Raw genomic sequence first — 14,568 nt, forward strand, 5'->3', positions numbered from 1 at the left:
CGCCTTGTCGGGTGACGGGGTGACCTCCGCCTGTATAAGATGATGAGAAATCAATTCTAATCGAAATGCGAGGCGCGTGCACCACGACAACCTGATCCTCATCCTCGTCGGCGGCTTCGTGCTTGCCTTTCTGTTCGGAATGCTGGCGAACCGGCTGAAACTTTCGCCGATCGTCGGATATCTTGTTGCCGGTGTGGTCGTTGGACCGTTCACGCCAGGCTGGGTCGCCGACCAATCGCTCGCGCCTCAGCTTGCCGAAATCGGCGTCATCCTGTTGATGTTCGGCGTCGGGCTGCACTTTTCCCCGAAGGAACTGATGCGCGTTCAATCGATCGCGCTGCCCGGCGCCCTCGTGCAGATAGCGGTTGCCACCGCGCTCGGCTGGGGCACAGGCTTGCTGATGGGCATGTCCGGGCCGGAAGCCGCGATCTTCGGCTTCTCGCTCTCCGTCGCATCGACCGTGGTGCTGCTGCGGGCGATCGAAAGCCGCGGACAGTTGAAAACGAGCATCGGACAGATTGCAGTCGGCTGGCTGCTTGTCGAGGATCTCGTCATCATCATTGCGCTCGTCCTGCTGCCGCTGCTGGCCAACATGGGCGACATGGGCGGCGGCGCGGCGATTGCGCGCGAAATTGCCTGGACCTTCTTCAAGATCGCCGCATTCCTTGCCCTGATGTTTGTTGTCGGCGTGCGCGCCATGCCGGTGATCCTGACGTGGATCGCCCATACGCGCTCACGCGAGCTGTTCACGCTCGGCGTGCTTGCCATCGCGCTCGGCATTGCCTGGCTGGCTTATGCGGTGTTCGGCGCCTCGTTCGCGCTCGGCGCCTTCGTCGCAGGACTCGTCCTCAACAGCACGCCGCTCGGTCACAACGCCGCAGAGCGGTCGCTGCCGCTGCGCGATGCGTTCGCCGTGCTGTTTTTCGTATCCGTGGGGATGCTTTTCGATCCGGCGACGCTCATTCGGGAGCCGATCGGCGTCGTTGCGACGCTGGCGATCATCCTGATCGGCAAGTCCATTGCTGCCGTGGCGGTAACGAGTCTGTTCAAACGAGAACGTGGCGAAGGCCTTACGATTGCGGCGAGCCTTGCGCAGATCGGCGAATTCTCGTTCATCCTCGCCGGGCTCGGCGTGACGCTCGAACTGATTTCGCACGATACGAACAACCTGATCCTCGCCGCCGCGCTGCTCTCGATCGCGCTCAACCCGTTCATGTTCAAGCTGGCGGACAGGCTGGGGAAGCGCGAGGATGCGCCCCCTGCCGAAGCCGCTTAGGAGGCCTGGGGGCGCAGGATCATGTCTGCAGGCTCGAACCGCTGATCCGTCGGGTAGTCCAGAAGCCCCTCGATATATTGCTCGGCCTGAAACGCGCCTGACACGCGGCAGCGCCCGCCGTGCACTTCAGTCTGCTCTCCCCGAACCTTCTCGAGCAGTGCCGAATGACATTTCGGAATCTGCATATGGAAGGCTCCATCATCATGCAGATCGACAAATGTGAAAACAGCCATGCCCTCCGCCTTCACCAGCGTGATCCACTTGCGACCGCCGCCCCAGGCATCCATCTGAATCGTATAGTCATCGCCCTTGTGCCTCAGGATCATCTCGGCATCGCCGTGCCTGATCGTCACGTCGGAACAGCTCTTCTTTGGCGTTTCACAGAGCTGATATGATCCGGCCTGCAAGGGCATATCCCTTAATGCGCGTATCATATTGTAGGACGGGTCGGCTTCCAGGCAGCCCCCAAGCAACAGGACGCCCGGCAGCGCCATTGTGTGCAGCCGTCGCAGCATACGCCTTCAATGCCTCTCCATCAGATGCTCCGCCAGCGCCTGATATGCCGGAAGCGATGTCGGATCAAAGTTCACGTTGCCCGCCATCGGGTGCGAGGCAAAGCGGGCAATGACCATTTCGGCCTTGGGATCGATGTAGATCGTCTGCCCGTGGATACCGCGCGCGGTGTAGGCGCCGTGCGCGTTGTGGCTGATCCACCACTGATTTCGGTAGCTCCAGCCCGGCAGCGTCGCGTAGCCGGCGCTCGCGAAATCTTCCTTGCGGGCGCCGCGCACGATGTCGGCGATCGCCGCTTCAGGCACGATCTGCTTGCCGCCCATGCGTCCGCCAAGCCGCATCAACTCGCCGAAGCGCGCGAGATCGCGCAGGCGCATGTTGAAGCCGCCGCCCGCGAACGGCGTGCCGATCGGGTCCACCTGGACATAGCCGTCGGCTTCCGCGCCCATCGGCGCCCAGATCCGCTCAGAAAGCTGCTCGGTGAACGGCTTGCCGCCGACCCGGGAAACGATCCAGCCGAGCACATCCGTATTGACCGTGCGATAGGTGAAGCCTTCGCCGTGCGCGCCCGCCTTTTTCACGGTGGCAAGATAAGCATAGTCACCATTCGGCCCCGCATAGTCCGCCGGACGCGGCCCCGCCCCGATCGCCGCGACATAGCCCGCGAACGAGGAATTGGGGTCGCCGTATTTCTCGCTGAAATCGAGACCGGTCGTCATGTCCATCACCTGCCGAACGGTCGCGTCACCGAAGCCGCTGTTCTTCAGTTCGGGTAGATAGAACGCTACGGTCTTCGCCGGATCGATCTTGCCTTCCACGACCAGCATGGACGCGAGCGTGCCGACGAACGACTTGGTGACGGAAAAGGCGATGTGCTCGCCTTCGGGCTTCAGCGCGCCGAAATAGCGTTCGTACACGATCCGCCCCTTGTGAAGCACGACGATGCCGTCGGTGTAGTTGACGGCGAGCGACTCTGCCCATGTCATCGGCGTGGTGCCGCCCATCGGCATGAACGTTACGCCGTCAATGTCGCCGCGCTCAGCGCGGGGCAATGCGCTGACCGGCCCTGCCCCGCGCGAAACACCCGCCGAGGGCATCAGCTCGCGCCAGTGCGAAAAGCTCCAGCGCCATTGCGGGAAGGTGAAGAAGCTGTAGTCGTCGAACGCGATCCGCTTTTCGGGCGGTGGCGGCGAGCCCTGCATCCAGCCGCGCTTTACGGGGTCGCTGGCAGCAGCATCGGGAAAAGCAGGCTCCGCACGCGCGGATACGGCAAGGATCGCCGCAACAAGGGCGATTCCGGTCATGGCTTTCATTGTGCGTCCTCCCCAGGTGCGGGAAGGCTATGAAAGCGTTGGCACTTCCACAAGCGGAGAGGTTTGAGAGGTAGGCCTAGCAGGCGCCCGTGCGTTTGCCGCTGATCTTCGAGGTCATCTTCATGTTGCCGCGCGGGCCTTCCACGACCATGACATTGGTCGATTCATAGCTGGCGGCGCTGTAGGTGCCTTGCATCGTCATGGTCATCTTGCCCTGCGGCCCCTTGCACTGCATGACCGCGTTCAGCCTGCCGCCGGCCATGCTGAACTTCGTATATTCGCACTCCCCATTGTCGCCTTTGAACATCTGGCGCGGATCTTTCGCCGCCTGTTCGGGTGTCAGACAATAGCTGTGGCTGATCGGGCGCTTTTTCATCATCGCCAGCGCCTCCGGCGGCATCCCCGGCATATCGATGGAAGTGATCGCACCGGCCGAGGCCCATTGGCCCGGCGAGAGTGCGTTGCCCGCGAAGGCTGCCAACGGCACCGCCGCGCTTGCTGCAAGCAGGAGCCTGAACACGGCGCGCATGATGAAGCCCTTTGTGTGAGAAATGACGCCCGCGATTATAGTGCGGGCGTCATCAAGGTAAAGATAACAGGTTCTTAACTGTGAAATATCCTCATTTCGGCTTCAGCAGTTCGAGCGCCGCACTCACCATCGCCTCTGTGCCGAGCTTTACCGCAGGCTCCGGCGCGACCTTGAACAGTGGTGAGTGGTGCGAGGGCACCGGCGGTCCGCCCGCCTTCGCCGCGTCGAACGCCGCCTGCGGCGTGCCGCCGACGCCGAAATAATATCCCGGCACCTTGAGTTCGGGCTGAACGAAGAAGGCAAAATCCTCCGCGCCCATCGATTCCTGCACGAACGGGATCATCACGTCCGGCCCAAGGTCGCGCGCGAATGCCGCGTTCATGCGCCGGGCGAGCGGCCCATCATTGATCGTCGTGGGCGTGCCCTCGCTGACCTTCACCTCGGGCAGCTTGTCCTCGGCGACGCCGTTCGCGCGCGCGACGTTCTTCGCCACGCGCTCGATCGCGGCGATCAGCTGCGCGCGCGTCACCTCGTCGTTGGCACGCACGGTGAGCTGGAGGTCGGCGCGGTCGGAGATGATGTTGTGCTTGTGACCCGCGTGGAACGCGCCGACCGTGATCACCGCGGGCGACAGCGGGCCGACCTCGCGGCTGACGATCGACTGCAGCGCCACCACGATCGCGGAGGCGATGTATACAGGATCCTTGCCCGCGTGCGGCGCGGCACCGTGTGCGCCGACGCCGTTCACCTTGATGTCCACGCTGTCCGCCGACGAATACTGCAACCCTTCAGACGCGCTGATCTTGCCCGATGGCAGGTTCGAGGCGACGTGGAATGCAACCGCGTAGTCGGGCTTCGGGAAACGCGTGTAGAGCCCGTCGGCAAGCATCGCCTTCGCGCCGCCCACGCGTTCCTCGGCGGGCTGCACGACGAACAGGATCGTGCCTTTCCATCTGTCCTTCATCGTGGCGAGGCGGCGCGCGGTGCCGACCATCGCCGTGATATGCGTATCGTGGCCGCAGGCGTGCATCACCGGGTAAACCTGCCCGTCGAGCCCCTTCTGCGTGACCTTCGAGGCATAAGGCAGCCCCGATTTCTCCTCGACAGGAAGCCCGTCCATATCCGCGCGCAGCAGCAGCACGGGACCTTCCCCGTTCGTCATCACGCCGACGACGCCGGTGCCGCCAACGCCCGTCGTGACGGTCGCGCCGGCCTTCTTCAGCTCCGCCGCCATGCGCTTCGCGGTCTCGGTCTCGAGGTAGGACAGCTCGGGAGTCTGATGGAAATGCATGAACAGTGGACCGAGATAGGCATCGTAATCGGCCTTGATCGCCGACTTCAGCGCCGGGTCCGCAGCGACGGGGGCAGCGAGGGCCGCAGCCGCCACGGCGGCAAGCAGAAGGCGCTTCATGCGGCGCCTCCGATGCGGAATACGCAGAGTTTGTTGCCGTCGGTATCGCGGAAATAGGCGCCGTAGAACGCCTGCGGCCCCTCCTCTCCGCGAACGCCGGGCGCGCCTTCGTCGGCGGCGCCGAGCGAGCGGGCTTTTGCATAGACGGCGTCCACCTGCGGGCGGCTTCCCGCGACGAGCGCGATCATCGTGCCGTTGCCGACGGTCGCGGCCTTGCCGTCGTAGGGCGGTGTCACGGCGAGCATCGGCGCGTCATAGCCCGTGCCGTACATGGTAAAGCCATTGTCGAACGCCATCAGGCGCTTCGCGCCGAACTCCGCGAGCAGCGTGTCGTAGAAGCCCCGCGCCTTTTCGATGTCGTTGGTGCCGACGGTTGCGTAGCCGAGCATGATTCCCTCCCGTTTCCCAAGGATACGAGAGGCAAGGCTAGCAAGGCGCGGAGCGGACCGCCAGCCGGTCCACCCCGAAAAAGCATCAGCAGCTGCCGCCGACCTTGCCGCTGATATTGGAACGCACCGTCAGATCGCCCGTGTTGGTCTTGAACACGGATGTGTTCGATCCGTAATAGGTCGTGCCGTTGAAGGTGCCGTTGAACGCAATGCTGGCGTCGCCGTAGAGGCCGCCTGTGCACTGCGCCTTCGCGGCCACACGGCCGACCCGAACCGCGAAGGTCGAGTACTTGCAGGTGCCGAACGTCGAGCCGATCACGGATTTGATCTCGCCGTTGCCCGGCTTTTTCGCGGCGCAGACGGTGTGATTTATCGGCATTGATTTCAGCGTTTCCTGCGTTTCCGCATCCGCGCCCGGCCCGGTCACGGAGACGATCGTTCCCGTCGTCGTCCAAAGCGAGTTGCTGGCGGCCTCGGCGCCCGCCGACAATCCCGCTGCGGCAAGAATCGGCAGTATGAATTTTACAGTACGCATCATTTCAAAGACCCCTTGTCGTTTACACACTCTCAGCAGTTGCCGCTGATCTTCCCGCTGATCACCGACTTCACGTAAACATTGCCCCCCGTGTTCGGGAAAACTGCGTTGTTGGTGCCCGAATAGCTCGTCGAGCCGCGCGAGCCGACGAAGTCCGCATCCATCGGGCCATAGGCGCCATCGCACTTCATCGTTGCGCGAATGGTGGTCTTGGCGAGACCGAACTTCGAGAAGGTGCACGATCCGAACGTGTTGCCGATCGCGGTCTGGATATCCGCGGGCTTTGGGCTGCGTGCCATGCAGGTCGTGTTGGAAAGCTTCTGCTGTTTGATCGTTTCAATCTGTTCGGCGGTAAGGCCCGCTCCGGACACGCTGACGATCGACCCGGTCGTCACCCAAAGCGCATTTGTGGAGGTTGGTGCCTTCGTCGCGGTCGACTTCGACTTCGGCGCCGCGGCGGCGGACGCTGCAACGAGCGCGATACAGGCACCGGCAAGCACACGTTTCATCTCTCTAGACCCCTTATCGTTCACCAGACGGGCTTTCCCATCCCCGACTCAAGGCACACGGCGCCCATCTGGCATTCGCGGCCTACACCCCCCATAGTTAAGCAATGACCAACATCCGGATTCGCACGTCGCTGACCGACCCATCGGAGCAGCCCGTGTTCCAGCCCCATCGTCCCGAGCGTCCGGAGAAGTCCGAAGGCGGGCGGCGGTTCGAACTGGCGAGCGACTATCAGCCCTCCGGCGACCAGCCGCAAGCGATCGCGGAGCTCGTTTCGGGCCTGAACGCAGGCGAGCGCGACCAGGTGCTGCTCGGCGTCACCGGATCGGGCAAAACGTTCACGATGGCGAAGATCGTGGAGGCGCTGCAACGCCCGACGCTCGTCCTTGCGCACAACAAAATCCTCGCCGCACAGCTCTACGGGGAGTTCAAGTCGTTCTTCCCGAACAACGCGGTCGAATATTTCGTCAGTTATTACGATTATTACCAGCCCGAGGCCTACGTTCCCCGATCGGACACGTACATCGAGAAGGAAAGCTCGGTGAACGAAGCGATCGACCGGATGCGCCACTCGGCGACCCGCGCGCTGCTGGAGCGCGACGACGTGCTGATCGTCGCCTCCGTCTCGTGTCTCTACGGCATCGGCTCGGTTGAGACCTACTCGGCGATGACCTTCAAGCTCAACAAGGGCGAGAGCGTCGACAACCGCGAGCTCATCCGCAAGCTCGTCGCGCTGCAATACAAGCGCAACGACGCGAACTTCGTGCGCGGCTCCTTCCGCGTGCGCGGCGACAGCCTGGAGATTTTCCCGAGCCACCTCGAAGACATGGCCTGGCGCATCAGCTTCTTCGGCGACGAAATCGAGGAAATCGCCGAGTTCGACCCGCTGACCGGCGAAAAAGGCGCACGGCTCGATACGGTGAAGGTCTACGCCAATTCGCACCACGTAACGCCCGGCCCGACGCTGAAACAGGCGACCATCGCGATCAAGGCCGAACTTGCCGAGCGCCTGAAGGAGTTCGAGGCGGAGGGCAAACTGCTCGAAGCGCAGCGGCTGGAGCAGCGCACCAATTTCGACCTCGAAATGATCGCCGCCACCGGAAGCTGTGCGGGCATCGAGAATTATTCACGCTTCCTCACGGGGCGCATTCCGGGGGAACCGCCGCCCACGCTCTTCGAATATCTCCCCGAAAACGCGCTGCTTTTCGTCGACGAAAGCCACCAGACCGTGCCCCAGATCGGCGCGATGTCTCGCGGCGACTTCAGGCGCAAGCTGACGCTCGCCGAATACGGCTTCCGCCTGCCCTCCTGCATCGACAACCGCCCGCTGAAGTTCGACGAGTGGGACGCGATGCGGCCGCAATCGACCTTCGTATCGGCGACGCCGGGACGCTGGGAGATGGAGCGGACGGCGGGTGTGTTCACCGAGCAGGTCATCCGCCCCACCGGCCTCATCGACCCGCCCGTGGAAATCCGCCCGGTGGAAAGCCAGGTCGACGACCTGATCGGCGAAATCCGCGAAACGACGGCGAGAGGCTATCGCACGCTCGTCACCACGCTCACCAAGCGCATGGCCGAGGATTTGACCGAGTTCCTGCACGAAGCGGGCATCAAGGTGCGCTACATGCACTCCGACGTCGAGACGCTGGAGCGGATCGAGCTGATCCGCGACCTGCGGCTTGGCGTCTATGACGTGCTGATCGGCATCAACCTGCTGCGAGAGGGGCTCGACATCCCCGAATGCGGGCTCGTCGCGATCCTCGACGCCGACAAGGAAGGCTTCCTGCGCTCCGAAACGAGCCTCGTGCAAACGATCGGCCGCGCCGCGCGCAACGTTGACGGCCGCGTCATCCTCTACGCCGACACGATCACCGGCTCGATCGAACGCGCGCTCGCCGAGACGGACCGCCGCCGCGCCAAGCAGGTCGCCTACAACGAGGCGCACGGCATTACGCCGCAGACGATCAAGAAGAACATCGGCGACATCATCGCCCACGTCACCGACCGCGGCGACCGCGTGACCGTGGACATCGACGACGAGACCCCGCACCTCGTCGGCCACAACCTCAAGGCTCACATCGCCGAACTCGAAGAGAAGATGAAGGCGGCGGCCGCCGACCTCGAATTCGAAACCGCCGCCCGCATCCGCGACGAAATTCGCAAGCTGGAGGCCTCGGAGCTTGGGCTGCCAGCGGACTTGCAGGTATTGCGACCCAAGGGCCGGGCGATGGAGGGGAAGCCGGGGACGCGCAAGACGCGGTTCGGGAAGACGCGGCCGCGGAAAATGGGGATTTAACTCTTCGCCGAAGGGGTTTCGGAGAGTCTGGCTAGCTGGTTGCAGACGACAATTCGCAAAACGATAGGCCGCATATGTACCCACTTCGCTTATGCGCACTTATAATCGCAATGCTCCTTACCGGTTGTAGTGAATGGGAGCAGGAAAACTCCGTTCGTTCGCCAGACGGAAAATTGGTTGCAATGGTCGAATATAAGAAGAGTGCAGCTTGTTGCAGCGACCATAGTCGCGTTCGGCTAGAAAACGCAGAGGGCTCGACGCTTGCTGAGCCGGTCCTTGCAGCCAAGATTACAAGCTCAAAGGCGCACGTGCGCTGGATAAATGACGAAACGCTGGTGATTGAAGCGTGTTCGGCAACTGAAACCGAAGTGCAAACACGAGTGCTACGGGAGCCTGCTATTCGAGAGGATGGTGCGCTCAATGCAATTTACGTCAGCGTAGTGACTGGAGCCAAAACAATCCTTGATGGCGAAACCTACTGCTCCGAGCAGTAAGCCCTCTACCCCTCCACCAGCAGCTTGAGCCGAGCCAGACGCTGGCGCCATGCCGCTTTCAGGCGTTCGAACTCCGCTTCCGCCGTCGCAAGCCCGTCGGCATCGAGGGCCCACACATGCTCGCGGCCGCGCATCGTGCCTTGCACCAGCCCGGCCCCTTCCAGCACCTTGAGGTGCCGCGTTACCGCCTGACGCGTGACGCCTGCGCCGCTGCTGAGGTCGCTGATCGAGGCTTCGCCGCGCTCCGCCAGCGTTTCCACAAGACGCAGCCGCTGCGGATCGCCGAGCGCGGCAAATTGCGCTGCGCGTTCAGCCTGCGCTTTCAAGATATTTCCTCAGCGATGCGGCCTGTTCGAGCCAGCCGTTGACGTTGTCGCGGAACACCGAGGGCCGCCGCGCTGCATTGATCGCGTCGAAGCCGGTTTCGGTGACGGTGAGCATCGTACCCTCGGCGTGCGGCACGAGATCAAAGGCGGTCGTGGTCTTGGGTTCCTTCGCATAATCGAGACTGTGATCGACCCATCCAGGATGCCAGCGCCACACGAGGCGGCGCGGCGCTGTCATCTCCACGATGTCGATCGCGAAGCGCTCGCCGAGGCATGTCATCGAAACGGTGCGCCCTTCCGCGAAGGGCTGATCCAGTTCGCTCGCGAACCATGCGCCGAATTCCGCCGTATCCGTCAGCGCGCGCCATACGCGCTCGGGCGTCGCGGCCAAATAGACGCGCTGTTCGATTCTGTCGGTGTTGCTCATGCCTGCCTCCGTTATCACGCAATCATTTTGTTGCACGTCGGCATATCGTCATGCAACCGATTCGTTGCGCGAAATCATCAGCTGCCCTTGCGCGGCGGGTGCCGATAGAGTTGCGCCCGTGGAGGACGGGTCATGACAGAGACGGTTTTCGGCGAGCGGATGCTCATCACACGCGGGGCCATAGCCGTGACCTCGCGCGACACCGCGCCGCTGCCGGAGATGGGAGACGGCGACGTGCTGTTCGCCGTCCGCCGCATCGCGCTTACGGCGAACAATGTGACGTATGCGGCGGCAGGCGAGATGCTCGGCTACTGGCGCTTCTTTCCGGGCCCTGAAGGTAAGGGCATCCTCCCCGTGTGGGGCTTCGGCGAGGTCGTGGAAAGCCGCGCGCCGGGCTTTTCCGTAGGCGACCGCTTTTATGGATACTGGCCGCTCGCGACGCATCTTCTCGTCCGCGAGGCCGTATCGGCTCCGGGTGGTTTCATGGACGCCGCACCGCACCGGCAGGGCCTCGCCGACATCTACAACCGCTACAGCCGCGTGGAGTCGCGCCTTGCGAGCGAAGAAGCGCTCGATGCGCTGTTCCGGCCGCTGTTCATGACCGGGTGGCTGATCGACAGCTTCCTTGAGGGCGCGGACGATTTCGGGGCTGAGCAGGTGATTCTGTCGAGCGCTTCATCGAAAACCGCCATGGCGGCGGCGTTCAACCTTTCAAGGCGCGGCGGGCTTCAGGTGATCGGCCTGACCTCCGCGGCAAACCGCGCCTTTACCGAAAGTCTCGGCTCCTACGACCGCGTGCTCACTTACGATGATGTCGATACGCTGGAACAGAAACCCTCGGTGTTCGTGGACTTCGCGGGCGACCGGGCGCTCACGGAGGCGGTCCATGCGCGGCTCGGCGACGCGCTCAAACACAGCGCCATCGTGGGCATGACGCACTGGAGCCAGGGCGGCGATACGCCCCTCCCCGGCCCCACGCCGACATTGTTCTTCGCGCCCGCGGTCGCCGAAACAACGCTCGCGAAGCTCGGGGCCGCCGGTTTCGCAGACGTGACGGGACGCGCGTGGACGAAGTTCGTGCCGACCGTGCGGGAGAAGCTTGCGATCGAGACGCTGCACGGCCTCGATGCCGCAGAAGGCGCTTACCGCGATCTCGCCGCCGGCAGGATCGGCGGCGCCTCGGCGATCGTGGTGGAGTTCGACTGAATCAGGTGCCGTCCGGGCCGAGCGCGGGATCGAGATCGCGAGGGCGGATGAAGCGGACGAGATCGCCGGTGGCTTCGTCGATATCCTCCCAGCGCTCCACGTCGAAGCGCATCTCGGCGAGCGTCGCGGTCGGGTATTTGATGTCGACCTCCTTGCGGAGCGTGCCGCTGCCCGCGGGCGTCAGCAGGAAGATCAGGTCTTCGAGGCCGGGATTGTGGCCGACGAGGAGCAGCGTTTCCGCCTCGGCATCGGTTTCGTGCACGATATCGAGCAGCGTCGGCGCGGAAGCCATGTAGACGCGCCTGTCGAAGGTCGCGCCGAGGCGGCGGCTGGCGCCCGCTTCGACGCCGTCCAGCGTTTCGATGACACGCACTGCCGGAGAGGCGACGACGCGATCGAACGCGAGGCTTTGCTCGCGAAGATAGCGTCCGATCGTCTCGGCGGCGCGGCGGCCGCGCGTGTTGAGCGGCCGGTCGAAATCGCGCTCGACAGGGTCGTCCCAGCTGGATTTGGCGTGGCGGAGCAGGAAGATCGTCTTCATGTCGCGGCGCTGATGCCCGATGTCGCGTCCGGTGTCATCGGAAGATTTCGTGTCGGCGCAGACATTTCCCGCACGATGCGAACCGCCTCGTCAAGCGGCACGCGCTCGACCGTCACGCCGTCCGGGAAGGCTTGGCAGAGTCGGCTCGGCACGGCGGCGCCCAGCAGCACGAACGTGCCCTTGTCGCTCGCGCGGCGGATGAGCCGCCCGAACGCCTGTGCCATGCGGCCCGAGGCGACAAGGTCGTCGTAGGTCTTGCCGCCGAACGCGATGCGGCGTGCGGCGTGGAGCACGGTGGGACGCGGCCACGGCACGCCTTCAAGGACGACGAGGCGCAGCGAATCGCCGGGGACGTCGACACCGTCGCGCAGCGCATCGGTGCCGAGCAGCGATGCAGCGGGATCGGCGCGGAACATGTCGACGAGCGTGCCCGCGTCCACGGGATCGATGTGCTGCGCGAAGAGCGGCAAGCCTTCGCGCGCCAGGCTCTCCTCGATGCGCGCGTGCACCGCCTTCAGCCGCGAGATCGCGGTGAAGAGGCCAAGCGCCCCACCACGCGAGGCCGAGATCAGCGCCTTGTACGCACCCGCGAGCGCAGGGACATTGCCGCGCTGCACATCGGTGACGATGAGGACGCGCGCCTGCCGGGCGTAGTCGAAGGGGCTGTCGGCGGAAAAGCGCACGGGCGGCAAAGGCAGGTGCGAGGCGCCGGTGCGCGCTTCACTGTCGCGCCAGTCAGCGTCCGGCGCGGCGTCGTCGGTGATGCGCGAGCGCAGCGTCGCCGAGGTGATGACCGCGCCGTGCGCCTGTTTCAGCACCGCTTCGGCGAAGGGCTTCGTCGGGTCGAGCCAGTGGCGGCGGATGCCGACATCGATCTCGCGCCCGTCGATGCGTTCGAGCGCGAGCCAGTCCACGAAATCCGGGTCGGCGGCGCCGCCCATGCGCGCGAGGAGTTGCACCCAGGCGCCGAGTATCCCGCGCCGCCACGTGAGCCCGGACAGCGCCCCCTCGACACGAGCGCGGCCGGCGCCGTCGAGCCAGTCCGGCGATTCTTCGACGAGGGCTTCAAGCCGCTGCGAGAGCTTGGCGAGCGGCACGGCGATGGCTTCGAGCGCGCGCGCGGCAACCTCCGCCGCGTCGACGAGCGCGGGCTGGAGCGCGACGACCTCGGTTTCAAGGCCGTAGCCCGTTTCCGACGCATCGGCGCGCGCATAAACCTGCGCGCGCACGGCCGCGAGCAGGCGTTCGACTGGGCCTTCCGGCGCGCCTTCGACGACACGCCCGAGCCAGCCGTCGGCGGGGAGCGCGGCGGCGGTGTGCACGGCGTCTTCAAGCAGCATCGCCCCCTCGCCGTCGAACGCGACGAGATCGCCGAGGCGCGCGGCGAGGCCCCGGCGGCGGCCCTTGCTGCGCTTTTCCGGGCCGATGATCCAGCGGCGCAGCTCAATCGCCTCGCCGCCGGTGAGCGCAAGCGCGAAGGCGCTGTCGGCGGCGTCGAACAGGTGGTGGCCTTCGTCGAACACGATGCGCTTCAGGCCGCGCCCTTCGCTTTTGCCGCGCACGGCATTGACCATCACGAGCGCATGGTTGGCGATGACGAGGTCCGCGTCCGCCGTGCCGCGCACCGCGTGCTCGATGAAGCAGCGGCGATAATGCGGACAGCCCGCGTAAACGCATTCGCCGCGCCGGTCGGTAAGGCTCGCGCGCGCCGCCTTGCCAAACAGGCCCGATAGCCAGCCGGGCAGATCGCCGCCGACCATGTCACCGTCGCGGCTGTACATCGCCCAGCGCTGCACGAGCTGCGCGAAGATGCCCGCCCGGCCCGCGAAACCGCCCTGCACGGCATCCTCGAGGTTGAGCAGGCAGAGATAATTCTCGCGCCCCTTGCGCACGACCACCCGCGCCGCCTTCACGCGCGGGTCCGGGTAGAGACGCGCGGTTTCCTGATCGAGCTGGCGCTGCAGCGCCTTCGTGTAGGTGGAAAGCCACACGGTCCCGCCGGACTGCTCAGCCCAGAGCGACGCGGGCGAGAGGTAGCCGAGCGTCTTGCCGATGCCGGTGCCCGCCTCGGCGAGCACGACGTTCGGCGCATCGCGCACCTCGCGCGGGCGGAACGCGCCAGCAGCGGCGATCGTGTAGGCGCGCTGTCCGGGGCGCTCCTCGGCGCCGCTTCCTGTGAGCTGCGCGAGGCGGCCCGCGGCCTCATCGGGGGTCACAATCACCTCGCGCACCGGCACCGGCGGCGCGCCCTCCTCCCACTTCGGCAGGCTGGTGAAGACGGAGCGGTCGTGGCCTTGCGGCTCGCCGAGCGCCGAAAGAACGGCAGGCGCCCAAGGCCATTTCAGGCGCGAAAGCGCGCGCGCGGTGTTCCATGCGCCGCCAGCACGGTCCCACTTGCCGCCTTCGATCAGCGCGAGCAGCGTTTCGGTGACGGTGCGCAGCAGCTTCGCCTCCGCCGCGCCTTCATGCGCCGAATCGAGGCCGAGCACGGCGGCGAGACCATGCACGGTCGGGACCGCGAAACGCGCCGGGTACACGAAGGCGAAGAGTTCAAGAACGTCGAGCCCCGAAGCCTCCGGGTAGCCCAGCTTCGAGGCGACGAGCGGTGCGTTTATCAGCAGCGTGGGTGTGTCGGCGAGCTGCCGGATTGCGGCCTGCCGTTCCACCCGGCGTACGCCAACGCCATCGGCAAGCCAGATACCGTCGAGCCCGATGTGGAGCGCGGGCCAAGGGAGGGGAACTGTCGTCACACCCCGTTTTCGGCCAGCGTGCATGGGCGGCGCAAGCGAAACCTTGCCCTTGCGG

At 65.0% G+C, this 14,568-nt stretch carries 15 protein-coding genes; 4 read left to right on the forward strand and 11 right to left on the reverse strand.

Annotation, left to right across the window (positions count from 1 at the left end; translation table 11 throughout):
• Positions 1–76 precede the first annotated feature (76 nt).
• On the forward strand, positions 77–1,276 hold the full coding sequence (locus tag AAC014_RS03230; protein WP_339704042.1) for a cation:proton antiporter: 1,200 nt from the start codon (positions 77–79) through the stop codon (positions 1,274–1,276).
• On the opposite strand, the gene AAC014_RS03235 is transcribed toward AAC014_RS03230, so the two are convergent.
• The 7 genes from AAC014_RS03235 to AAC014_RS03265 all read right to left on the reverse strand — a co-directional run bounded on the left by AAC014_RS03235 (position 1,273) and on the right by AAC014_RS03265 (position 6,475).
• A complete protein-coding gene (locus tag AAC014_RS03235) occupies positions 1,273–1,770 on the reverse strand; it encodes a hypothetical protein (protein WP_339704044.1) in 498 nt (165 codons plus the stop codon). The two genes, AAC014_RS03230 and AAC014_RS03235, sit on opposite strands and share 4 nt — an antisense overlap.
• Before the next feature lie 27 nt (positions 1,771–1,797).
• Positions 1,798–3,102 carry a serine hydrolase gene (locus AAC014_RS03240; RefSeq protein WP_339704046.1) on the reverse strand — a complete coding sequence of 435 codons (1,305 nt, stop codon included), beginning with the start codon at positions 3,100–3,102 and terminating at the stop codon, positions 1,798–1,800.
• Positions 3,103–3,178: 76 nt separating this feature from the next.
• Entirely contained in the window at positions 3,179–3,631 is a 453-nt protein-coding gene (locus AAC014_RS03245; RefSeq protein ID WP_339704048.1) for a DUF3617 domain-containing protein, read from the reverse strand.
• 91 nt (positions 3,632–3,722) lie between these two features.
• Complete coding sequence (locus AAC014_RS03250) at positions 3,723–5,042, reverse strand: amidohydrolase (RefSeq protein ID WP_339704050.1); 1,320 nt, start codon at positions 5,040–5,042, stop codon at positions 3,723–3,725.
• Positions 5,039–5,431 carry a VOC family protein gene (locus tag AAC014_RS03255; protein ID WP_339704051.1) on the reverse strand — a complete coding sequence of 131 codons (393 nt, stop codon included), beginning with the start codon at positions 5,429–5,431 and terminating at the stop codon, positions 5,039–5,041. Before AAC014_RS03255 ends, AAC014_RS03250 begins: the two co-directional genes overlap by 4 nt.
• Positions 5,432–5,516: 85 nt before the next feature.
• Positions 5,517–5,969: a DUF3617 family protein gene (locus AAC014_RS03260; protein WP_339704052.1), complete on the reverse strand. Its 453-nt coding sequence runs from the start codon at positions 5,967–5,969 to the stop codon at positions 5,517–5,519.
• Positions 5,970–5,998: 29 nt separating this feature from the next.
• The gene (locus AAC014_RS03265; protein ID WP_339704053.1) at positions 5,999–6,475 is read right to left on the reverse strand and encodes a DUF3617 family protein; all 477 of its coding nucleotides are present in this window, start codon (positions 6,473–6,475) and stop codon (positions 5,999–6,001) included.
• Between the two features lie 104 nt (positions 6,476–6,579).
• On the opposite strand from AAC014_RS03265, the gene uvrB reads away from it, so the two are divergent.
• Complete coding sequence (gene uvrB / locus AAC014_RS03270) at positions 6,580–8,769, forward strand: excinuclease ABC subunit UvrB (protein WP_339704055.1); 2,190 nt, start codon at positions 6,580–6,582, stop codon at positions 8,767–8,769.
• A gap of 182 nt (positions 8,770–8,951) precedes the next feature.
• Positions 8,952–9,263, forward strand: coding sequence for a hypothetical protein (locus AAC014_RS03275; protein ID WP_339704057.1), 312 nt, complete (start codon positions 8,952–8,954; stop codon positions 9,261–9,263).
• A 5-nt stretch (positions 9,264–9,268) separates the two neighbouring features.
• On the opposite strand, the gene AAC014_RS03280 is transcribed toward AAC014_RS03275, so the two are convergent.
• Both AAC014_RS03280 and AAC014_RS03285 read right to left on the reverse strand, forming a co-directional pair.
• A complete protein-coding gene (locus AAC014_RS03280) occupies positions 9,269–9,589 on the reverse strand; it encodes a metalloregulator ArsR/SmtB family transcription factor (protein ID WP_339704059.1) in 321 nt (106 codons plus the stop codon).
• A complete protein-coding gene (locus tag AAC014_RS03285; protein ID WP_339704061.1) occupies positions 9,573–10,016 on the reverse strand; it encodes an SRPBCC family protein in 444 nt (147 codons plus the stop codon). Before AAC014_RS03285 ends, AAC014_RS03280 begins: the two co-directional genes overlap by 17 nt.
• A gap of 132 nt (positions 10,017–10,148) precedes the next feature.
• Here AAC014_RS03285 and AAC014_RS03290 point away from each other — a divergent pair, with 132 nt between their 5' ends.
• Positions 10,149–11,222, forward strand: coding sequence for a DUF2855 family protein (locus AAC014_RS03290; RefSeq protein WP_339704063.1), 1,074 nt, complete (start codon positions 10,149–10,151; stop codon positions 11,220–11,222).
• Between the two features lies 1 nt (position 11,223).
• Here the strand turns inward: AAC014_RS03290 and AAC014_RS03295 are convergent, their stop codons facing one another.
• Positions 11,224–11,763 (reverse strand): histidine phosphatase family protein, encoded by a 540-nt coding sequence (locus AAC014_RS03295; RefSeq protein WP_339704065.1) that lies wholly within the window; start codon positions 11,761–11,763, stop codon positions 11,224–11,226.
• Positions 11,760–14,513 (reverse strand): ATP-dependent DNA helicase, encoded by a 2,754-nt coding sequence (locus AAC014_RS03300; protein ID WP_339704067.1) that lies wholly within the window; start codon positions 14,511–14,513, stop codon positions 11,760–11,762. Before AAC014_RS03300 ends, AAC014_RS03295 begins: the two co-directional genes overlap by 4 nt.
• Positions 14,514–14,568 lie beyond the last annotated feature (55 nt).

Origin of the sequence: uncultured Sphingosinicella sp. (genome assembly GCF_963974575.1) — a bacterium.
GTDB lineage: Bacteria > Pseudomonadota > Alphaproteobacteria > Sphingomonadales > Sphingomonadaceae > Sphingosinicella.